General features: G+C 71.8%; 20 protein-coding genes. 6 read left to right on the forward strand and 14 right to left on the reverse strand.

Annotation, left to right across the window (positions count from 1 at the left end):
• Window positions 1–377: 377 nt before the first annotated feature.
• Window positions 378–1,526, forward strand: a complete 1,149-nt coding sequence (gene rho / locus IG05_RS0105655; protein ID WP_030339735.1) for a transcription termination factor Rho — start codon at window positions 378–380, stop codon at window positions 1,524–1,526.
• Between the two features lie 122 nt (window positions 1,527–1,648).
• A complete protein-coding gene (locus tag IG05_RS0105660; protein ID WP_037813045.1) occupies window positions 1,649–2,821 on the forward strand; it encodes a D-alanyl-D-alanine carboxypeptidase family protein in 1,173 nt (390 codons plus the stop codon).
• A gap of 339 nt (window positions 2,822–3,160) precedes the next feature.
• Here the strand turns inward: IG05_RS0105660 and IG05_RS0105665 are convergent, their stop codons facing one another.
• The 13 genes from IG05_RS0105665 to IG05_RS0105725 all read right to left on the reverse strand — a co-directional run bounded on the left by IG05_RS0105665 (window position 3,161) and on the right by IG05_RS0105725 (window position 16,396).
• The gene (locus IG05_RS0105665; protein ID WP_420707562.1) at window positions 3,161–4,090 is read right to left on the reverse strand and encodes a glutaminase; all 930 of its coding nucleotides are present in this window, start codon (window positions 4,088–4,090) and stop codon (window positions 3,161–3,163) included.
• A gap of 113 nt (window positions 4,091–4,203) precedes the next feature.
• Window positions 4,204–5,616: an aspartate ammonia-lyase gene (gene aspA, locus IG05_RS0105670; RefSeq protein WP_030339739.1), complete on the reverse strand. Its 1,413-nt coding sequence runs from the start codon at window positions 5,614–5,616 to the stop codon at window positions 4,204–4,206.
• Window positions 5,617–5,703: 87 nt separating this feature from the next.
• Window positions 5,704–6,720, reverse strand: a complete 1,017-nt coding sequence (locus IG05_RS0105675; RefSeq protein ID WP_030339740.1) for an asparaginase — start codon at window positions 6,718–6,720, stop codon at window positions 5,704–5,706.
• 40 nt (window positions 6,721–6,760) lie between these two features.
• The gene (locus IG05_RS0105680; RefSeq protein WP_030339742.1) at window positions 6,761–8,200 is read right to left on the reverse strand and encodes an amino acid permease; all 1,440 of its coding nucleotides are present in this window, start codon (window positions 8,198–8,200) and stop codon (window positions 6,761–6,763) included.
• The gene (locus tag IG05_RS0105685; RefSeq protein WP_030339744.1) at window positions 8,197–8,874 is read right to left on the reverse strand and encodes a FadR/GntR family transcriptional regulator; all 678 of its coding nucleotides are present in this window, start codon (window positions 8,872–8,874) and stop codon (window positions 8,197–8,199) included. The genes IG05_RS0105680 and IG05_RS0105685 overlap by 4 nt, the downstream gene beginning before the upstream one ends.
• A gap of 172 nt (window positions 8,875–9,046) precedes the next feature.
• A complete protein-coding gene (locus IG05_RS0105690) occupies window positions 9,047–9,883 on the reverse strand; it encodes an undecaprenyl-diphosphate phosphatase (RefSeq protein WP_030339745.1) in 837 nt (278 codons plus the stop codon).
• 74 nt (window positions 9,884–9,957) lie between these two features.
• Window positions 9,958–10,332, reverse strand: a complete 375-nt coding sequence (crcB, locus tag IG05_RS0105695; RefSeq protein WP_030339747.1) for a fluoride efflux transporter CrcB — start codon at window positions 10,330–10,332, stop codon at window positions 9,958–9,960.
• Entirely contained in the window at window positions 10,329–10,643 is a 315-nt protein-coding gene (locus IG05_RS0105700; protein WP_051789525.1) for a DUF190 domain-containing protein, read from the reverse strand. The genes crcB (IG05_RS0105695) and IG05_RS0105700 overlap by 4 nt, the downstream gene beginning before the upstream one ends.
• On the reverse strand, window positions 10,640–11,101 hold the full coding sequence (crcB, locus tag IG05_RS0105705) for a fluoride efflux transporter CrcB (RefSeq protein WP_030339750.1): 462 nt from the start codon (window positions 11,099–11,101) through the stop codon (window positions 10,640–10,642). Before crcB (IG05_RS0105705) ends, IG05_RS0105700 begins: the two co-directional genes overlap by 4 nt.
• A gap of 69 nt (window positions 11,102–11,170) precedes the next feature.
• On the reverse strand, window positions 11,171–12,130 hold the full coding sequence (locus IG05_RS0105710) for an SMP-30/gluconolactonase/LRE family protein (protein ID WP_030339752.1): 960 nt from the start codon (window positions 12,128–12,130) through the stop codon (window positions 11,171–11,173).
• Window positions 12,131–12,223: 93 nt separating this feature from the next.
• A complete protein-coding gene (locus IG05_RS0105715; protein ID WP_030339754.1) occupies window positions 12,224–12,511 on the reverse strand; it encodes a helix-turn-helix domain-containing protein in 288 nt (95 codons plus the stop codon).
• Window positions 12,512–12,702: 191 nt separating this feature from the next.
• A complete protein-coding gene (locus tag IG05_RS0105720; RefSeq protein ID WP_030339756.1) occupies window positions 12,703–14,265 on the reverse strand; it encodes a glycoside hydrolase family 53 protein in 1,563 nt (520 codons plus the stop codon).
• Between the two features lie 109 nt (window positions 14,266–14,374).
• Window positions 14,375–16,396, reverse strand: coding sequence for a beta-galactosidase (locus tag IG05_RS0105725; protein WP_030339758.1), 2,022 nt, complete (start codon window positions 16,394–16,396; stop codon window positions 14,375–14,377).
• 236 nt (window positions 16,397–16,632) lie between these two features.
• Between IG05_RS0105725 and IG05_RS0105730 the strand changes: the two genes are divergently transcribed.
• From IG05_RS0105730 to IG05_RS0105745, 4 genes are read left to right on the forward strand one after another with little or no spacing between them, the layout of a single operon-like run.
• Complete coding sequence (locus IG05_RS0105730; RefSeq protein ID WP_030339760.1) at window positions 16,633–17,949, forward strand: extracellular solute-binding protein; 1,317 nt, start codon at window positions 16,633–16,635, stop codon at window positions 17,947–17,949.
• Window positions 17,946–18,872: a carbohydrate ABC transporter permease gene (locus IG05_RS0105735; RefSeq protein WP_030339762.1), complete on the forward strand. Its 927-nt coding sequence runs from the start codon at window positions 17,946–17,948 to the stop codon at window positions 18,870–18,872. The genes IG05_RS0105730 and IG05_RS0105735 overlap by 4 nt, the downstream gene beginning before the upstream one ends.
• Window positions 18,869–19,774, forward strand: a complete 906-nt coding sequence (locus IG05_RS0105740; protein WP_030339764.1) for a carbohydrate ABC transporter permease — start codon at window positions 18,869–18,871, stop codon at window positions 19,772–19,774. The genes IG05_RS0105735 and IG05_RS0105740 overlap by 4 nt, the downstream gene beginning before the upstream one ends.
• Window positions 19,771–20,802, forward strand: coding sequence for a LacI family DNA-binding transcriptional regulator (locus IG05_RS0105745; RefSeq protein ID WP_030339765.1), 1,032 nt, complete (start codon window positions 19,771–19,773; stop codon window positions 20,800–20,802). Before IG05_RS0105740 ends, IG05_RS0105745 begins: the two co-directional genes overlap by 4 nt.
• Here the strand turns inward: IG05_RS0105745 and IG05_RS49040 are convergent.
• A complete protein-coding gene (locus IG05_RS49040; protein ID WP_234335773.1) occupies window positions 20,783–21,499 on the reverse strand; it encodes a hypothetical protein in 717 nt (238 codons plus the stop codon). The genes IG05_RS0105745 and IG05_RS49040 overlap by 20 nt on opposite strands.
• Between the last annotated feature and the right edge of the window lie 41 nt (window positions 21,500–21,540).

Raw genomic sequence — 21,540 nt, forward strand, 5'->3', positions numbered from 1 at the left:
GACGTTCCCCTGACAAGACGCTCGATCCTCCCACCCCGGGAATGGCCCGGTGCGGCGATGCGTTGAGGGAATCACGGACACGGGTCGCCATCGGCGTGGTACTGTGCCGACAGCACTCGTGCACGCCCATCGTGGCCGCCGGTGCCAGTTTCCCTTCCTCACGCTGATCCGCCCGCCGTCACCCGGATGTCCGGCTCGCGGCGCGTCAGCTTCCCGGCACCACCTCGGCACGAGCGTTCCCCGCCGTGGCCGAGGTGCCGTTCCCGCCGCCCGGAGGCAGTCGCAGACGCCTCCCGCTCGCGGCCTCACCCCTTCTTTCCTCTTCTTTCCTCGTCTCTGCTCCGTCCGCGACATCCGTCCGCGAAAGGACTCCCACCATGACCACCATCCTCGAACACCCTGCCGAGGTCCGGCAGGCCCCGGCCGCCCCGCTCGTCACCGGTGTCCTCGACATCGACGCGCACGGAAAGGGGCACCTGAGGGCCGCGGGCCTCCTCCCCTCCCCCGCCGATCCGCAGGTCGCGCCGGCGCTGATCCGCCGCCATGGACTGCGCAAGGGCGACCTGGTCGAGGGCGTCCGGGGTGCCCAGCGGGCCCTGACCGAGGTGGCGCGCATCAACGGGCGCGCCCCCGGCGAGGCGTGCTCCCGACGGCACTTCCGCGACCTCACCCCGCTCCACCCGCACCGGCGCCTGCGCCTCGAACACCCCGCCGCCGGCCTCGCCGGACGCGTCACCGACCTGCTCGCGCCGGTCGGCAAGGGCCAGCGCGGCCTCGTCGTGGCTCCGCCGAAGAGCGGCAAGACCGTCCTGCTCCAGCAGCTCGCCGCCGCCGTGGCCGGCAACCACCCCGAGTGCCGGCTGATGGTCCTGCTGCTGGACGAGCGGCCCGAGGAGGTCACCGAGATGCGCCGCTCGGTGCGCGGCGAGGTGTACGCCTCCACCTTCGACCGGTCGCCCAAGGAGCACATCGCTCTCGCCGACCTCGTCCTGGAGCGGGCCAAGCGCCTGGTGGAGGCCGGCGAGGACGTCGTCGTCCTGCTGGACTCGCTGACCCGGCTGTGCCGGGCGCACAACAACGCCTCCGCCGCAGGCGGCCGTACCCTGAGCGGCGGTGTGGACGCCGGTGCGCTCCTCGGCCCCAAGCGGTTCTTCGGCGCCGCGCGCCAGGCCGAGGAGGGCGGCTCGCTCACCGTCCTCGCCACGGTCCTGGTCGACACCGGCTCGCGCGCCGACGGCTACTTCTTCGAGGAGCTGAAGAGCACCGGCAACATGGAGCTGCGCCTGGACCGGGAACTCGCCGGCCGCCGCGTCTTCCCTGCCGTGGACCTCGACACCACCGGCACCCGGCGCGAGGAACTCCTCCTGACACCGGCCGAGTTGACGGCCGCGACCGGTCTGCGCCGCGCCCTGCGCTCCCAGGGGGCCGGGCCGTCCGCCCTGGAGACCCTCCTGGAACGGCTGCGCGCCACGCCGGACAATGCCACGTTCCTGCGGCGGATCCTGCCCACCCTGCCGGTCGGCTGACCCGCGGCCTGAACCGGCTGACCCGCGGCCCGAAGGCCGCCGGGTGCGGCATCCGGGTTGCCCGGCAACCCGAACGGCCCGGGCAGCGTGGTGCACGCGGAGTATGTTCGTACGTTGATCGTATGGTCACCGGATTCTGTCATCGCGCGGCTGTGTCGGCCTGCTCCCTCTGTGTGGCGGGCCTGCTGGCACTCACGCCGGCCGCTGCCGCCGCCGGGCCCCGGGCCGGGGAGCCCGCTCCGCCGCGCCCCCGGGCCACGACGCCCGGGCCGTCCCTGCTCTACCGCTCCGGCGTCCAGGTCCGGCCGCACCGGGGTACGCTCGCACCGCCGGAGGTCTCGGCGCTCTCCTGGCTCGTGGCCGACGCGGGCAGCGGGGAGGTGCTGGCGGCACACGACGCGCACCGCGAGCTGCCGCCCGCGAGCACCCTGAAGACCCTCTTCGCCGTCACCGTCCTGCCGGGACTGCCCGGCACACAGCAGCACACCGTGCGCTACGAGGAACTGGCGGACGTCGGCGAGGGCAGCAGCCTGGTCGGTGTCGAGGAGGGGCACACCTACCAGGTGGCGGACCTGTGGCGCGGGGTCTTCCTCAGCTCCGGGAACGACGCCGTGCACGTGCTGGCACGGCTGAGCGGCGGCTGGGAGGCCACGGCCCGCCGGATGCAGGACGAGGCCCGCTCACTGGGCGCCCTGGACACCCATGTGGTCTCCCCGGACGGCTACGACGCCCCCGGCCAGGTGTCCTCCGCCTACGACCTGGCGGTGTTCGGGCGGACGGGCCTGCGCAATCCCGACTTCGCCCGGTACTGCTCCACCGCCCAGGCGCTCTTCCCCGGCGACGGGTCGCCGTACGCCATCGAGAACACCAACCGGCTGCTGACCGGCGAGGACGGGGTGGCGCCGTATCCGGGGCTGATCGGTATCAAGAACGGCTACACCAGCAACGCCGGCAACACCCTGGTGGCCGCGGCCCGGCAGGGCGGACGCACCCTGGTGGTGACCGTGCTGAACCCCCAGGACGGCGGTGGACTGACCGTCTACGAGGAGGCCCGTGCCCTGCTCGACTGGGGCTTCGCGGCGGCCGGTCAGGTGGATCCGGTCGGCTCGCTGGACGGCTTGCGCCCGCCGTCCCCTACACCGGCGTCCGCGAAGCCGGTGGCGGCGGCCGTGGCACCGGAGGACGAGGGCTCGGACTGGTCCGGTACCGCCGTCGTCGCGGGCCTCACCGGGCTCGGCGCGGGAGCCGTGGCACTGGCCCTGCGCATCAAGGGCGGCCGCTCGACCCGCGGCTGACCGGCCGGCAGGGCGCCGGCCGTGCCGAGGCCGGGAGCGAGGAAGGCCAGGCCGCCGCCGGGAGCGTGACAGGCGGTGCCGTCGGGGGCGAGGAAGGCCGTGCCGGCACCGGGAGCGTGGCAGGCGGTGCCGGCCGAGGTCGGCGCCTGCCGGCACCGGGCCGGGCTGTCGTGGCCAGGTGACCGGAGGGCGCAGGCGGGTCCGGCCGAGGCGCGCCGGTGACCGGGGCGACGGCGGTCCTGGCCGAGGTGCGTGCGGCCGGCGCGTGATGGGTGCCGGCCGACGCGCGGTGGGTGCCGGCCGGCGCGCGGTGGGTGCCGGCCGGCTCCGGGGCGTCTCTCAGAACACCGACAGGCCGGTCAGGGTCGTGAAGCGGTCCAGGGCCGCCACGCCCGCCACCGAGTTCCCGCGTTCGTCCAGGCCCGGGCTCCACACGCACAGCGTGCACCGGCCAGGTACGACGGCGATGATCCCGCCGCCGACCCCGCTCTTGCCCGGCAGACCGACGCGGTAGGCGAAGTCGCCGGCCGCGTCGTAGGTGCCGCAGGTCAGCATGACCGCGTTGACCTGCTTGGCCTGGCTGCGGCTGAGCAGCCGGCTGCCGTCGGCGCGGATGCCGTGCCGGGCGAGGAAGCCGGTGGCGAGGGCCAGGTCGGCGCAGGAGGCGGCGATGGAGCACTGCCGGAAGTACTGGTCGAGCAGGACCGGCACCTCGTTGTCGATGTTGCCGTAGGACGCCATGAAGTGGGCGAGGGCGGCGTTGCGGTCACCGTGCGCGGTCTCGGAGGCGGCGACCTCCTGGTCGAAGTCCAGCGCGGGGTTGCCGCTCTCGGCCCGCAGGAAGGACAGCAGCTCGCCGGCCGCGTCTCCGGTACGGGTCTGCAGGCGGTCGGTGACGACCAGGGCACCCGCGTTGATGAAAGGATTCCGCGGGATGCCGTCCTCGTACTCCAGCTGGACCAGCGAGTTGAACGGGTTGCCGGAGGGCTCGCGGCCCACGTGCTCCCAGAGTTCGTCGCCCTCGCGGGCCAGGTCCAGGGCGAGCGTGAAGACCTTGGTGATGGACTGCGTGGAGAACGGCTGCCGCCAGTCCCCCACCCCGTACACGGTGCCGTCCAGTTCGGCGACGGCCATGCCGAAACGGCGGGGATCGCAGGCGGCGAGCGCCGGGATGTAGTCGGCGGACCGGCCGCGTCCGGGAGTGCGTTCGATCTCCGCCAGGATGTTGTCGAGGACCGGCTGGAACTGCGAGGACATGATCGCCATCATGCCGCACCGCCGGCGCCGGGGCGCCGAGGGGGCGGCGGGGTCGGGAGTGGATGTGACGGTGGGTGTGACGGCACCCGCGTGCCGGCCTGGGGCGGCGCGCGGGTGCCGTGGCGTCAGATCACTTTGGGGGTTCCGTTGCCGGTGAGTACCTCCGGGCGGAGCAGCGCCGTCAGCCGTTCGGCGGGCAGCAGGCCCTTCTCCAGCACCAGCTCGGCGACGCCGCGGCCGGTGCGCAGGGCCTCCTTGGCGATGTCGGTCGCCGCCGTGTAGCCGATGTGCGGGTTGAGCGCGGTGACCAGGCCGATGGAGTTCTCCACGGTGGCGCGCAGCCGCTCGGTGTTGGCGGTGATGCCGGACACGCAGCGCTCGGCGAGCGTGCGGCAGGCGCTCTCCAGGTGTGTGATCGACTCCGACAGGGAGTGCAGGATGATCGGCTCGAAGGCGTTGAGCTGGAGCTGCCCGGCCTCGGCGGCCATGGTGATGGCGACGTCGTTGCCGATCACCTCGAAGGCGACCTGGTTGACCACCTCGGGGATGACCGGGTTGACTTTGCCCGGCATGATCGACGAACCGGCCTGCACCGGCGGCAGGTTGATCTCGCCGAGCCCGGCGCGCGGGCCGGAGGACAGCAGGCGCAGGTCGTTGCAGCTCTTGGAGAGCTTGACCGCGATCCGCTTGAGGACGCCGGACATCTGGACGAAGGCGCCGCAGTCCTGGGTGGCCTCGACCAGGTTGGCGGCCGTGACCAGAGGCAGGCCGGTGATGGCGGACAGGTGACGGCGGGCCGCCTCCGCGTAGCCGGCGGGCGCGTTGAGGCCGGTGCCGATGGCCGTGGCGCCGAGGTTGATCTCATGGATCAGCTCGACGGCCTCGGCGAGCCGGCTGCGGTCCTCCTCGATCATGACGGCGAACGCGGAGAACTCCTGGCCGAGCGTCATCGGCACGGCGTCCTGCAACTGTGTACGGCCCATCTTGAGCACGTCACGGAACTCGACGGCTTTGCGGGCGAACGCGTCCTGCAGTACGGACATCGCCTTGAGCAGTCCACGTACCGCGAAGACCGTCGCTATCTTGACGGCGGTCGGGTAGACGTCATTGGTTGACTGACCCAGGTTGACGTCCTCGTTGGGGTGCAGATACGTGTACTGGCCCTTGGTGTGCCCGAGCAGTTCCAGCGCGCGGTTCGCCACGACCTCGTTGGCGTTCATGTTGGTGGACGTGCCGGCTCCGCCCTGGATGACGTCCACGACGAACTGGTCGTGCAGCTTGCCGGCGCGGATCTCCCGGCAGGCCGCGACGATCGCCGCGGCCTTCTCGGGCGCCAGCAGCCCGAGTTCCTCGTTGGCGAGCGCGGCGGCCTCCTTGACGGCGGCCAGGGCGTCGATCAGGTGCGGGTACGCGGAGATCGGGGTGCCGGTGATGGGGAAGTTCTCCGTCGCGCGCAGGGTGTGGACACCCCAGTACGCGTCGGCGGGGACGTCACGGTCGCCGAGCAGATCGTGTTCGCTGCGGGTGGCGGCGGTCATGGGAGTACGGGTCCTCTTTCTGAGGTACGGAGGTGAGGGCATCCGGAAGGGACGCGGACGCGAGGGAACCGCGCGCGACGGCGGGAGCTACGCGCGGGCGGTGAACGGGAGCGGATCCAGCGCGCGCACCGGCCGCACACACCCCACCGGCTCCCCGCCGCCGAGCAGCGGCTCCCCGGCGAACTCGGTGAGGAGCCCGGGATCCACGCCCGCGCGCGCGAGCGCGGCCGCCGCCACTGGTATCCGCGCCCGGTTCGCCCCGTCGGCGATCTTCACGGCGACGGCCGTGCCGTCCGGGAGCGCGGCGACCTGTACGCCCTCGAAGCCGTCCTTGGCGAGCAGCCCGGGCACGGCCCGCATGAGCGCGGCCACGTCCCGGCCGGCGCCGGAGGCCATCTCGGCGTGCTCGCGCATCGCGTCGGCGACCCGGGCTTCGGGGGTGCCGGGTGCGGCCGAGGTGATGCGGGCCAGGGCGCGGGCGAGGCCGTGCAGGGATATGGAGAACAGCGGGGCGCCGCAGCCGTCCACGGTGACCCGGGCGACGCGCTGGCCGGTCAGCTCCTCGACGGTCTCGGCCACGGCCTGCTGGAGCGGGTGCGCCGGGTCCAGGTAGTCCTCCAGGGACCAGCCGTTGATGCGGGCCGTCCACAGCATGGCGGCGTGCTTGCCGGAGCAGTTCTGGGCGAGGCGGGAGGGCTGCCGGCCCTCGCGGACCCAGGCGTCCCTGACTGCCGGGCCGAACGGCATGTCGGGCACGTTGCGCAGGTCGTCCTCGGTGAGCCCGGCGAGTTCGAGGATGCGCCGGGTGCCCGCGAGGTGGCGTTCCTCGCCGGAGTGGCTCGCGGCGGCCAGCGACAGCAGGGCGCCGTCGAGCGGCAGCCCGGCCCGCAGCATGGCCACGGCCTGGACGGGCTTGAGGGCGGAGCGCGGGTAGAAGGCCGCCTCCACGTCGCCGAGCTGGAACCGCACCTGCCCGTCGGCGCCGAGGACGACGACGGAGCCGTGGTGGACGCCCTCGACGACCCCGCCGCGGACGAGGTGGGCGACGGGGGCGTGGAGGGGTTCGCGGACGACGGGGGCGTCGGCGGGGGAACTGCTGTACATCACTGCCTGATCAGGGGGTCGGGGTCGGCCGGTACGCGGGTCACGCGTCGGCGCCGGTGGACGTGCGGGACATGCGGGCGCGGATGGCGTACCAGCCCGCGACCAGTGCGGCGACGATCAGCGGCAGGCACAGCACGGTGGTGCGTCCGGCGCCGCCATCGGCGTACATGAGGACCAGGACGGAGGCGAGGAACGCCAGCGTCACGAGTTCGGTCCAGGGGGAGCCCGGCAGCCGGTACGACGGCCGGGTCAGGTCGCCGCTGCGGGTCTTCCGCCAGAAGAGCAGGTGGCAGAGCATGATCATGCCCCAGGTCGCGAGGATGCCGATCGCCGCGAAGTTGAGGACGATCTCGAACGCGTCGGCGGGGACGACGTAGTTCAGGGCCACGCCGAGGACACAGATACCGCTGGTGAGCAGGATGCCGCCGTACGGGACCTGGCTGCGGCTCATACGGCCGGTGAACTTCGGAGCCGAACCGCTCATCGCCATGGAGCGCAGAATGCGGCCGGTGGAGTACAGGCCGGAGTTCAGCGAGGACATGGCCGCGGTCAGGACGACCAGGTTCATCACGCCGCCGGCCGCCGGGATGCCGATGTGGGACAGGACGGTGACGAAGGGGCTCTGGCCGGCGGAGTACTTGTTCCACGGGAGCAGCATCGACAGCAGGACGACCGAGCCGACGTAGAACAGGCCCACGCGCCACATGATCGAGTTGATCGCCTTCGGCATGATCTTCTCGGGGTTCTCGGTCTCGCCCGCGGCGACGCCGACCAGCTCGACCGAGGCGTAGGCGAAGACGACGCCCTGGATGATCAGCAGCATGGGCAGCAGACCGTTGGGGAAGACGCCACCGTTGTCGGTGATCAGGGACGGGCCGGGGTGATGGCCGGCGACCGGGTGCTGGGTGACCAGCAGGAAGATGCCGATGCACATGAAGACCACGAGCGCGCCGACCTTGACGATCGCGAACCAGAACTCCAGCTCACCGAATATCTTGACCGAGATCAGGTTGACCGTCAGGACGACCGCGAGGGCGATCAATGCGATCAACCATTGAGGGATGTCGGAGAACATGCCCCAGTAGTGCGTGTACGTGGCGACGGCCGTGATGTCGGCGATGCCGGTGGTCGCCCAGTTCAGGAAGTACATCCAGCCCGCGGTGTAGGCGCCCTTCTCACCCAGGAACTCCCGGGCGTACGACACGAAGGCCCCGGAGGACGGACGGTAGAGGACGAGTTCGCCGAGGGCGCGCACGACCAGGAAGGCGAAGACACCGCAGACGGCGTACGCGATGAACAGGGAGGGCCCGGCGTCGGCGAGCCGGCCGCCCGCGCCGAGGAAGAGGCCGGTGCCGATGGCACCGCCGATGGCGATCATGTTGACGTGCCGGTGCTTCAGGCCTTTGCTGTAGCCGGCGTCTCCGGCGTCGACATGGCCGGACGAGGGGCGCGTCTCGTCTTCGAGGTGCTGCTCGCTCACGCCTCGGGTCCGCCTTCCGTAGGGGGGTCCGTCCGCTGGGGACGCACGATGTCGGTGAGGGTCGTCTCGACGCGGTCCAGGTGGTGGCTCATGGCCTCCACCGCGTCGTGTTCGGAACCGTCCACCAGCGCCTCGACGATCGCCCGGTGCTCGCGGATGGACTGCTCGCGGCGTCCGCCCAGCTCGTTGAGGAAGGCCGACTGACGCGCCAGTGCGTCGCGGATCTCCTCGATGACCCGGCGGAAGACCGGGTTCTGGGCGGCTTCTGCCACGGCGAGGTGGAAGAGGGTGTCCATCGCGACCCAGGCGGTGGTGTCCGTCTCCCGCTCCATGCGGTCGAGCAGGTGGGCCAGGTGGTCCAGGTTCTCCGGGGTGCGGCGCAGGGCCGCGTAACCGGCGACCGGGATCTCGATGTGCCGGCGCACCTCCAGCAGGTCGCTGGCCGCGTAGTCGCCGAAGGTGGGGTCCTCGACGGTGTTCGCGACGACGAAGGTGCCCTTGCCGGTCCGCGAGACCGTGAGGCCCATCGTCTGCAACGCGCGCAGCGCCTCGCGCAGCACGGGCCGGGACACCTCCAGGGTGCGGCACAGCTCGGCCTCGGAGGGGAGCTTGTCGCCGATGGCGTACCGGCCGCGCTCGATGGCGGCACGGAGGTGGTCGAGCACCGCTTCCATGGCGCTGACGCGCCGCGGGACCGGACCACCTGTCTGGCTGTCTGACAGGTTCACGGGAGCGATCCTGCGGGGTGCGGGCGGGGGGTGTCAAGACATGAGGTAAGGAAACATTCACGGGGTGCGGTGCCTGAATGCAGGCATCCGCACCCCGTGGGTGATCAGCGGCGTTCGCTCAGCTGCTGAGCGTGCCGGTGGCGAGCAGGCCCAGCAGGCCGGCGCCGATGATGATCCGGTAGATCACGAAGGCGTTGAAGGAGTGCTTGGCGACGAACTTGAGCAGCCAGGCGATGGAGGCGTAGGCGACCACGAACGACACGATCGTGCCGACGGCCAGCGGGGCGGCGCCGACGCCCGCGCCGAGGGCGTCCTTCAGCTCGTACAGTCCCGCGCCGGTCAGGGCCGGGATGCCCAGGAAGAACGAGAGCCGGGTGGCGGCGACGCGGTCCAGGTCCAGGATGAGCGCGGTGGACATGGTGGCCCCGGAGCGGGAGAAGCCGGGGAAGAGCAGGGCGAGGATCTGGGAGCAGCCGACCCACATCGCGTCCTTGAAGGACGTGTCGTCCTCGCCGCGCTTGTGCCGGCCCATCTGGTCGGCGGCCCACATCACACCCGACCCGACGATCAGCGAGCCGGCGACCACCCACAGCGAGGCGAGCGGGCCGTCGATCAGCGGCTTCGCGGCCAGGCCCACCACCACGATCGGGACGGTGGCGGCGATGACCCACCAGGCGAACTTGTAGTCGTGGTGGTAGCGCTCCTCGCGGTTGGTCAGGCCGCGGAACCATGCGGAGACGATCCGCTTGATGTCCTTGAAGAAGTACACGAGCACGGCGGCGATGGCGCCGACCTGGATGACGGCGGAGAAGCCGACGACGGACTTGTCGTCGACGGGAATGTCCATGAGCCCCTCGACGATCTTGAGGTGGCCGGTGGAGGACACGGGGAGGAACTCGGTCACCCCCTCGACTACTCCGAGGACGACGGCCTGACCGACGGAGATGGCGCTCATGGGATCCAGTTCTGAGGAGAGTTGGTCGACATTGCTGTAGACAGTACTTACTGTGCCCGGCCGGGTGGCAAGCCTCAGGCCCACAGGAAGCCGGCGAGTGAGACCCCGGTAAAGGCCGCGGCGAGCCCCGCCGCCACGCTGGCCACGGTGTTCAGGGCAGCGTAGAGGCCGGAGCCGGCCTCGGTCAGCCGCAGGGTCTCGTAGGAGAAAGTCGAGTACGTGGTCAGCGCGCCGCACAGCCCGGTACCCAGCAGGAGCTGGAGATGCGGCCCCGCGGCTCCGGCGGAGACGGCCCCGGTGAGCAGGCCGAGGACCAGGCAGCCGGCCACGTTCACCACGAAGGTGCCCCACGGGAAGAGCGAGTCGTGGCGGGCCTGCACGGCGCGGCCGGTGAGATAGCGCACGGGTGCGCCGACGACGGCTCCCGCGATGACCAGCAGCCAGTTCACAACGACTTCTTACCCTCCGGGTCCGTTTCGTCCGGACCGGGGGCGGGCTCCCCGTACCGGACGATCTGGCACTCCTCCACGGTGACGAGGCCCCCGCCGGCCGGCTCCTCCAGCCGCGGCCGGGACGCCCGTACCCGCTCCTCGGCGTCCGCCACGGCCACCGCGACCGGCAGGTCCTGGCTCAGGGACAGCAGGCGGGAGGTGTGGATGCGGGAGGAGACGCCGAAGCCCCCCACACCCCGGAAGACGCCGGCCCCGGCGAGCCCGGCGGCGTGCGTGAGCCGGAGGGCTCGGTCGGTACGGAACGTCATGCCCGCCTCCCGGTCAGCAGCCGGCGGGCGGCGGCCGAGGCCAGCCACACCGCCGCGAGGGCCGCGCACAGGGTCGCGGCGAGATAGGCCAGGCCCGCGCCGGGGCGGCCGGCGTCCACCAGCCCGCGGATGTCGACCGCGTAGGTGGAGAAGGTGGTGAAGCCGCCGAGGACGCCCGTGCCGAGGAACGGGCGCAGCAGGCGGTGGGCGGCCCACACCTCGGTGACGAGCACCATCAGCACGCCCATGGCGGCGCAGCCGGAGACGTTCGTCCAGAAGGTCGCCCAGGGGAAGCCGCCGGCGGGCGTCGGCAAGGCCAGCGCGAGGGCGTAGCGGGCCGTCGCGCCGAGCGCGCCGCCGGCCGCCACGGCCGCGACGACGGGCGCCTGGGTACGCCACTCGGTCCGCCGCGCCGGCGCGGGGCGGACACCGCGGGTCTCGGCCTCCGGGGCCGTCATCCTGGTCACGTCTCCTGTTCGGCCCCTGCCCCGGCGGGCGATCAAGGCCGGGACCAGGGTACCGCCGCCTCAGCGCGCGGGAGGGCGGGCGCAGACCGCCACACCCGACTCCCAGAGGCTGCCCAGCACCAGGTGATCACCGGTCGCGCACACGCTGGTGACCATGCGGAAGCCGGAGCGGCGGCGGGTGAGGTGGTGGACGGTCCGGCCCCGGTCGTCCACGGCGACCACGGCGGCGGTCCCGCTCGGCCGGTACGGCGCCCGTACGGCGGCCCGGGCGGCACCCCGGCGGACGGCCCGCGGGGCGCGGTGCAGCAGATCCAGTGGCGGGACGCGGGGGCTGGCCAGGGCGACCCAGACCAGGCCGTCGGGGTCCTCGCGCCAGAGGTTGTCCGGCATGCCGGGCAGCTCGGCGAAGGGCTCGGCGCGGCCCGCGCGGGGTCCGGTGAGCCGGAAGCGGGTGAGGCGGCAGGAGCCGGTCTCGGCGATCACCAGGAAGGAGCCGTCGGCACTCGCGGCGAGCCCGTTGGCGAACTGCAGCCCGTCCAGCAGGACCTCGGGCTCCCGGCGACCGGGGGCGAGCCGCAGCAGGCGCCCGGTACCGGTGTGTTCGACGATGTCGCCGATCCAGCGGCCAAGGGGGTGGCGGCGGCTGGAGACGGTGAAGTACACGGTGCCGTCGGGCAGGGCGACGGCGTTGCTGCAGAAGCGCAGCCGCTCCCCCGCCACCGAGTCCGCGAGGACGCGGACGGTGCCGTTCCCGGTGTCCACCCGCAGCAGGCCGCGTTCCGCGTCGCAGACCAACAGGTCGCCGTCCGGCAGGAGTTCGAGCCCGAGGGGCCGGCCGCCGGTCTCGGCCAGCACCTCCGTGCGGGCCGTGCGCGGGTCTCCGAGGTGGTGGACGCGCAGGATGCGTCCGTCCGCCACTCCGGTCAGCACGCGCCCGTGCGGGTCGGCGACGACGTCCTCGGGGCCGTGGCCGCCCAGGGAGACGTAGTGGAGCGGCACGAGTGCCGTCGTTCGGTCCATGTGCGTCCCTTCTCCGCCGGGGCGCCCCTGCCCCTGCCCCTGCCCCTGCCCCTGCCCCTGCCCCTGCCCACCGTCCCCCGCGGCCGTGGGCGATCACCAGCCCTTCTCGAACATCCGGGCCACCTCGGCGATACGGATCTCGTCGCGCCGGTAGTGGGTGCGGCAGCGGATCCGGCGGGTGCGCAGCAGACCGAGACGGGTGAGGAGGTCCAGGTGGGCGAGGGCGGTCCGGCGCGGTACGCCCAGCTTGTCGGCGACGGCCCGCGCGGTGACGCCGTTCTCGGCGGGGTCGCCGCGGCGCGCCGCCGGGAAGTGGGCCGGCGGATCCTTGAGCCACTCCAGGATGGTCTCCCGCATCCGGTCCGAGGGAGTCCCCGTCATCCGTCCGCCCTCCCGTCCCCGGCCCCCTGGTACGCAGTCTTCCCACTGTCGCGCGGGCGACGCCGTCCCGTCCGGGACTCGGCGGCCGTTGTCCGGTACCGGACGGCCGTGCGCCCCGGCAGGTGTCCCACGGCCCCGGGAACACGGCGGGGGCCCGGCCGCCTGGTGCGACCGGGCCCCGTCGGGGCGGTTCAGCGGTGGCTGAACCACGTCATCGAGGAGAGGGCCTTGTCGTCGTAGCCGAACAGGGCCTGGTTCTCCCAGCCGTTGCCGGAGGTGGCGTCCGCCGGGTCCCAGCCGTTGCCGTTGACGGCGGTCCAGGTCGCCTCCCAGGAGAAGACGCCGAGACCGCGGCCGTTCGGGACGGCCTCCACGATGCTCGCCACGTCGTTCATCCACCTGGTCTGGCCGGCCACCGTCGCCGGGTAGCCGGAGACCAGCTCGCCGGTGGTGTCGATCTGGTTGGTGAGCGAGTCGTCGCTGTCCAGACGGAAGGGGTAGGCCGTCTCGGCGACGAACACCGGCTTGCCGTAGCGGGAGGCCGCGTCGTCCAGGGTGGTCTGGAAGTCGGAGAGCGGGCCGTGCCAGTAGCCGTAGTACGACAGGCCGATCGCGTCGAACTTCACGCCGCCCGCGACCGCGTTGTCGAACCACCACTCGGTGCCGGCCTTGTCCCCGCCCTTGGCCAGGTGCAGCGCGACGACGGTGGACGAGTTGACCGCCTTGACGGCGTCGTAGCCGGAGTTGAGCAGCCCGGCGAGCTGGCTCCAGTTGCTCGTGGACCCCTCGGACCACAGCATGCCGCCATTGATCTCATTGCCCACCTGGACCATGTCGGCGGTGGTGCCTTGAGCCTTCAATGCGTTCAAGACGTCGTACGTGTGGGTGTACACGTCCGTCTTGAGCTGACTGTATGTATGGCCCACCCATGCGGCCGGCTTGTTCTGCTGGCCCGGGTCCGCCCAGCTGTCCGAGTAGTGGAAGTCGACCAGCAGCTTCATGCCCTGCGCCTTGATGCGCTTGGCCATCGCGAGGACATGCGCCTTGTCGTTGAAGCCGTCGGCCGGGTTCACCCAGACCTTCAGCCGCGCGTAGTTCATGCCGTACGACTTGAGGATGGAGAGGGCGTCCCCGGCGGTTCCGGCACTCGACTTGTACACACCGCCCTTGGCCTCGCTCTTGGCGAGGGAGGAGATGTCGGCGCCGTGGATGGATGTACCGGTGGCGCCGGACGTGAAGGTCAGATCGTCAACGTTGATCCAGTTGCCGGCGCTCGCGTCACTGTTGACGCTGATGGTGCACTGGTTGTTGGTCACATTGACCGGCGTGACGATCCGGATCCACCCACTGGACGATATCGGCAGATCGGTGCGCTGTTCGGAACCGCCGCAGTTCTTGAGCGCTATGTACGCGGCCTTCTGCCCGCCGCTGGACCGGACCCACGCCGTCAGCTTGTAGCTGCCGTTGGCCAGCCCGGACAGGTACCGGTACGTCTCCACCTTGTAGGCGGAGGAGGAGTAGTGGGAGAGGCGGTAGCTCCCGCCGTGGCCGCCCGACTCGGTGTACGAGGCGCCGGTGTCGCCGTACTCGGACCAGCCGGCGGGGGTGGCCGCGCCCGCGCCGCCGGACTCGAAGCCGCCGTTGGTGAGGGTGCTCGCGGCGTGCGCGGCCTGGACGGGCAGGGCGGTGAGGGCGAGCCCGGCCGCGAGCGGCAGCAGCAGGGCTCTGATGGTGCGTCTGGGATGGAACTTCATCGTCCGTCGTCCCTTCGACGTATCTGGGGAGGGGTGTCCTCCAGCGGGGCTGGAGGAGAACCCCTCCGCCCGCGGCTCTCGTGGCACACACGGGCGGAGGGGAGCCGGCTCAGCCGTCGAGTCGTACGACCCGGACGGCCCCCGCCGGGACCGCGAGGCGGCCCGCGGCGCGTTCGCCCGTCAGCAGTTCGGTGCCGGGCGCGTCCAGCGGCACCTTGGTGTCGCCGGCGGTGTGGTTGATGACGAAGAGGTAGGTGCCCGACTCCCCGCGGCGGCGCACGACCTCGACGTCGCGGGGCAGGCCGGCGCGCGGGGCGACGCCGGCGTCGTCGGCAGCCCAGCCGAGGACCGCGTCCAGGCCCTGGGCGTCGAGGCGGGTGGAGACGTACCAGGCGGTGCCGCGGCCGAGCCGGTGCCGGGTGACGGCCGGGCGGCCCGCGGTGAGCCCGTCGGCGTACGTCCAGACGGTCTCGGCGCCCCGCGGGACGACGAACTCCGTCCACACGTCCCCGGTCAGCTCGGAGCCGTCCGGGCCGGTCAGCCGCACCCGCTCGTCCTTCAGCAGCGGCGAGAACTCCTCCACCGCCAGCCCGAGGACGTCACGCAGCACGCCGGGGTGGGCGCCCTCGTGGACGGCGTCGTGCTCGTCCACGATCCCGGAGAAGTACGACACCACGAGCGTGCCGCCGTGCTCGACGTACTCGCGGACGTTGTGCCCGGCGGCCTCCGTCATCAGGTACAGGGCCGGGACGACGACCAGGGGGTAGCGCGACAGGTCGGCTTCCGGGTGGGCGAAGTCGACCGTGAGGTGGCGGTCGTAGAGGACCTCGTAGAAGGAGTCGGCGCGTTCGCGCGGGTCGTGGTCCTCGCTGGGGCGCCAGGACAGGTTCTGCGCCCACCAGGACTGCCAGTCCCACAGCATCGCCGCGTCGGCCTCGGTGCGGGTGTCCCGGATCTCGCCCAGCGCGCCGACGGAGGCGCCGAGTGCGACGACCTCGCGCCAGACACGGGTGTCGGTGCCCCCGTGCGGCAGCATCGCCGAGTGGAACTTCTCGGCGCCGCGCCGGGACTGGCGCCACTGGAAGAACATCGCGCCCTCGGAGCCGCGCGCCACGTGCGCGAGGGAGTTGCGGGCCATCTGTCCCGGCGCCTTCGCGGGGTTGCGGGGCTGCCAGTTGACGCCCGAGGTGGAGTGCTCCAGCAGCAGCCAGGGGGCACCGCCGGCGACCGAACGGGTGAGGTCGGCGGCCATGGCGAGGTTGACATGGGTGCGGCGGCCGTCGGTGATCAGGTAGTGGTCGTTGGTGACGAGGTCGACCTCACGTCCCCAGGCCCAGTAGTCCATGGAGTCGCACTGGCTGAGGGCGGTCATGAAGTTGGTGGTGACCGGCACGCCGGGTGAGAGGCGGTGCAGGATGTCCCGCTCCGCGCGGAAGTTCTCCCGGATGGTGGCGTCGGCGAACCGCTTGTAGTCCAGCGCCTGGCCGGGGTTGCCCACCGTCGGGGTGGCCCGGGGCGGGTTGATCACCGCGAGGTCGGTGTAGCGCTGGCCCCAGAAGGCCGTGCCCCAGGCCTCGTTGACGGCGTCCACGCTGCCGTAGGTGTCCGCGAGCCATACGCGGAACCGGTCGGCGCAGGAGTCGCAGTAGCAGGCGGAGACGGGGACGCCGTACTCGTTGTGGACGTGCCACATCGCGAGCGCCGGATGGTCGCCGTAGCGCTCGGCGAGCCGGGTGGTGATGTTCGCGGCGGCGGCGCGGTAGTCGGCGTTGCTGTGGCAGATGGCGCCGCGCGAGCCGAACTCGTAGCGCACGCCCTCGGCGGTGACCGGCAGGGCCTCGGGGTGTGCCCGGTAGAACCAGACGGGCGGCACCACGGTGGGCGTGCCCAGGTCGACGCGGATGCCGTTCTCGTGCAGCAGGCCGACGACCCGGTCGAGCCAGCCGAAGTCGTACTCCCCCGGCGCCGGTTCCAGCAGGGCCCAGGAGAAGATGCCGACGCTCACCATGGTGACGCCGGCCTCCCGCATCAGCCGGACGTCCTCCAGCCAGACGGATTCCGGCCACTGCTCGGGGTTGTAGTCCCCACCATAGGCGAGCCGGGTGAGGCCCCTGGGGCTGGTGTCCGACATGACTGTCTCCCGAGGAATCGATCATTTGGGAACGTGCACACACAGCATCGGCGGTGCCAGCCCAACATAACCGCACAGCAACAACCATTGACAAGTGTCCGGGATGTTTCTCTACTGTGAACGCTCACAGAAGCATGGCAGGGGCTCCAGCGCACTGAGCGCCCCGCTCATGTGAACGTGCACATCTGCATGGCAGGTCCCCGCAGCGGGCGGGGGCCCAGGTCAGGGGAGAAACCATGCCGCACACGAAGCGCCGTCGCCTCGTGACAACCGCCGTCGCCGTGTCCCTCGGCGCCACCGCCCTCGCCGCCTGCGGTTCCGGGGACGACAGCAAGGCCGAGTCGGGTCCCGTCTCGCTGACGTACTGGACCTGGACACCCGGCATGGACAAGGTCGTCGACCTGTGGAACAAGGGGCCGGGGAAGAAGGACCGGATCACCGTCACGGTGAAGAAGCAGGCGTCCGGCGACACGCTGGTCACCAAGATCCTCACCGCGCACAAGGCGCACAAGGCCCCGGACCTGGTCCAGGCCGAGTACCAGGCGCTGCCGACGCTGGTCAGCAACGACGCCCTGGCCGACATCTCGAAGGAAGTCGGCGACGACGAGGCGAAGTTCGCCGAGGGCGTCTGGCAGCAGACCACGCTCGGCACGGACGCGGTCTACGCGGTGCCCCAGGACATCGGCCCGATGATGTTCTACTACCGCGAGGACCTGTTCAAGAGTTACGGCCTCAAGGTCCCCACCACCTGGGAGCAGTTCGCCGAGACCGCCCGCCGGCTCAAGAAGAAGGCACCGGACAAGGACCTGACCACCTTCTCCGCCAACGACTCCGGCCTCTTCGCGGGGCTCGCCCAGCAGGCCGGCGCCAAGTGGTGGACCACCTCCGGCGACCGGTGGAGGGTCGGCATCGACGACGCCGCCACCCGGAAGGTCGCCACGTTCTGGGGCGGCCTGGTCAAGGAGGGCGTCATCGACAACCAGCCGATGTACACCCCGTCCTGGAACAAGGCGCTGGACACCGGCAAGCAGATCGCCTGGGTGAGCGCCGTGTGGGCGCCGGGCACGCTGACCACGGCGGCACCGGACACCAAGGGCAAGTGGGCCATGGCCCCGCTCCCCCAGTGGTCGGCCGAACAGGACGTCACCGGCAGCTGGGGCGGCTCCTCGACGGCGGTCACCACCGACTCCGCGCACAAGGAGGCCGCCGCCGAGTTCGCGTCCTGGCTGAACACCGACCACGACGCCCTGAACGCGCTGGCGAAGGAGGGCGGCATCTACCCGGCCTCCACCTCCGCCCAGCTGAGCGGCGCCTTCTCCAACCCGCCGGCGTACTTCGCCAACCAGCCGGACTTCTACACCAAGGCCGCCGACATCGCGAAGACCACCGCGCCGTCCGCGTGGGGCCCGAACGTGAACGTCGCCTACACGTCCTTCAAGGACGCCTTCGGCGCCGCCGCCAGGAACAAGTCGGACTTCGCCGCCGCCCTGGGGAAGATGCAGGACGACACGGTCGCCGACATGAAGAAGCAGGGCTTCGAGGTCGCTCGGTGAGCAGCCCCGCCGGCCGGAAGTCGTACGGGGTCAAGGGGGCCCCGTACGGCTTCCTCCTCCCCGCCGTGATCCTGTTCGCCCTCTTCTTCGCGCTGCCCATCGGCTACGCGGTCTGGCTCAGCTTCCGCAAGGTGCACGTCTCCGGTCTCGGCCTGGGTTCGGGTGCGCGCAAGGAGGTGTGGGCCGGTGCCGAGAACTACACCGAGGCCTTCCAGGACAGCGAGCTGCTGAACGGCGCGCTGCGCGTGCTCGGCTACGGCTGCATCGTCGTCCCTGTGATGCTGGGCCTGGCGCTGCTGTTCGCGCTGATGCTGGACTCCGACAAGGTGCGGCTCGCCCCGTTCACCCGGCTCGCGATCTTCCTGCCGTACGCCGTCCCCGGCGTGGTGGCCGCGCTGCTGTGGGGGTTCCTGTACCTGCCGGACGTCAGCCCGTTCTACTTCGTGCTGGACAAGCTGGGGATGCCGCAGCCGGACCTGCTGGACGGCGGTCCGCTGTACCTCGCCCTGTCCAACATCGCGGTCTGGGGCGGCACCGGCTTCAACATGATCGTCATCTACACCTCGCTGCGGTCCATCCCGGCCGAGGTGTACGAGGCGGCGAAGCTGGACGGCGCCACCCCCGTGCAGATCGCTCTGCGGATCAAGATCCCGATGGTGGCACCCTCGCTGGTGCTGACCTTCTTCTTCTCGATCATCGCGACGCTCCAGGTGTTCAACGAGCCGACCACCCTGAAGCCCCTGACCAACTCGGTCAACACGACCTGGAGCCCGCTGATGAAGGTGTACCAGGACGCCTTCGGCCGGAACGACATCTACTCGGCGGCGGCCGAGGCGACGCTGATCGCCGTGGTCACGCTGCTGCTGTCGTTCGGCTTCCTGCGGGCCGCGAACCGACGGAACAAGCAGGAGGCAGCGGGATGAGCACCCTCGCCGTCCGCAAGGCCGCACCGGCCGCCGGCACCACCCCGGGTACGGCGCAGGGCCCGCCGCTGCGCCGCCGGACCGCGCTGGTCCCGACGGTCACGCTGCTGCTCGGCGCGGTCTACACGCTGCTGCCGGTCGCCTGGGTGGTGATCGCGTCGACCAAGTCCGGCCACGAGCTGTTCTCCACGTTCACGTTCCTGCCCGGCACCGGCTTCGCCGACAACATCAAGGACCTCGACTCCTACCGGGGCGGCGTCTACTGGACGTGGATGGGCAACTCCGCCCTGTACGCGGGTCTCGGCGCGGTGCTGTCCACCGCCGTGTCGGCGTTCAGCGGCTACGCGCTGGCGACCTACCGCTTCAGGGGCCGCGAGACGATGTTCAACGTCCTGCTCGCGGGCGTCCTGATGCCGCCGGTGATCCTCGCGATCCCGCAGTACCTGCTGCTGGCCAAGGCCGACCTCACGGACTCCCACCTGTCCGTGCTGCTGCCGCAGATCCTCTCCCCGTACGGCGTCTACCTCGCCCGGATCTACGCGTCCGCCGCCGTGCCGGCCGACGTGGTGGAGGCGGGGCGGATGGACGGGGCGGGCGAGTGGCGGATCTTCACCCGGATCGCGCTGCCGATGATGATCCCCGGCATGGTCACGGTGTTCCTGTTCCAGTTCGTCGCGATCTGGAACAACTTCCTGCTGCCGTACATCATGCTGAGCGACGACGAGAAGTTCCCGCTCACCCTGGGTCTGTACACACTGCTGGAGCAGGGCTCCAACACCCCCGCGCTGTACACCCTGGTGATCACCGGGGCGTTCCTCGCGGTGCTCCCGCTGATCGCCCTCTTCCTGGTCGTCCAGCGGTTCTGGAGTCTGGATCTGCTGTCCGGGGCCGTAAAGTCATGACCATGGGCAATTCGGGGGGCCGGCGCAGACCGCCGACGATCCACGACGTGGCGCGCGAGGCAGGCGTCTCGCGCGGCACCGTCTCGCGTGTCCTCAACGGCGGGCACTACGTCAGCCCCGCCGCCCAGGAGGCGGTCAACGCCGCCATCCGCAGGACCGGGTACGTCGTGAACCGGCACGCCCGCTCGCTGATCACGGGCCGCTCCGACTCGGTGGGCTTCCTGCTGACCGAGCCGCAGGAGCGGTTCTTCGAGGACCCCAACTTCAACGTCCTGCTGCGCGGCTGCACCCAGGCGCTGGCCGCGCACGACGTCCCGCTGCTGCTGATGCTGGCCGGGACCGAGGACGAACGGCGGCGCATCACGCGGTACATCACCGCCGGGCACGTCGACGGGGTGCTGCTGGTCTCCAGCCACTCCGGTGATCCGGTCGCCGAGGAGCTGCGGGAGGCGGGGGTGCCGCTGGTCGCCTGCGGCAAGCCGATCGGACTGGGCTCGAAGGTGAGTTACGTGGCCGCCGACGACCGGGACGGCGCCCGGGACATGGTCCGGCACCTGCTGTCGCTGGGGCGGCGCCGGATCGGCGTGGTCACCGGCCCGCTGGACACCCCCGGTGGTGTGGAGCGGCTCGCCGGGTACCGGGAGGTGCTCGCCGAGGCGGGCCTCGCGGCCGACGAGCGGCTCGTCGTCTCCGGCGACTACAGCCGGGCCAGCGGGGAGGCGGGCGCGGAGCGGCTGCTGGCGCAGGCACCGGACATGGACGCCGTGTTCGTCGCCTCCGATCTGATGGCGCAGGGCGTGCTGGCGGCCCTGCACCGGGCCGGGAGGCGGGTGCCGGACGACATCGCCGTCGGCGGTTTCGACGACTCGCCGGCGGCGACCGCCGCCACCCCGGCGCTCACCACGATCCGGCAGCCCTGGGACCGGATCAGCAACGAGATGGTCCGGGTGCTGCTCGCCCAGATGGGCGGAGAGGACCCGGCGGCGGTCATCCTGCCGACGGAGCTGGTCAGGCGCGACTCGACGTGACGGCGGGTGCCTCGGTCCGCCGGACGTCCCGGCACCCGACCTGCGACGCGCCGCCGTACGGCGTGACGGTGGTCCGGGTGCCCGTGACGGTTCCGTCCAGGCAGAGCCGTCCGCCCATGATCCGCAGGTCGAGCGTGAACGTCGTACTCCGGCCCGCCTCGTCCGGGCCGTCGATGCGCTCGTCCGGGTAACCGAGGCCGTGCAGCGCGTCCCGGACCTGACCGGGGGTGGGGTCCGGTGTCCTGGCCAGGGCGTCGCCGATCCGCCGGGCGTGGACGCGGGCCTCGCACTTCTCCACGCCGGTCAGCGCCACCTCTTCGCGGGGGTCGGCCGGCGTCCCGGACGTCTGCGGGGCCGGCCTGCCCGGGAGCGTGGGCAGCCGGGTGGGCGCGGTGCGCGGCTTCCCCGGCTCGGACGGCTCGGGCGGGACGGTGGCCGGTGGCTGGGGCACGCACGGCTCGGCGAGCGAGGTGAGGAGGTCCATGAACCGGACGAACTCCGGTCCCTCGGAGTGCGTGCGGGCGGTCACGGACCGGCTGCCGGCACCGTCGCTCCCGGTCTGCCCGCCGCCCGCCCGTTCACTGCCGCAGGCGGCCAGGACCAGCGCGCACAGGGCGAGCGGCACGGCCCGGTTCCGGACCCGGGTGAGCCGAACCGCCCGGCCGGCAGAAGGTGTTGCGCTGAAGAGTGGCTTCATGGATGCAGTCTCGGGTGTGCGCGGCGGCCGGGCATGAGTAC

This window comes from Streptomyces sp. NRRL S-1022, from assembly GCF_000720135.1.
Lineage (GTDB): Bacteria > Actinomycetota > Actinomycetes > Streptomycetales > Streptomycetaceae > Streptomyces.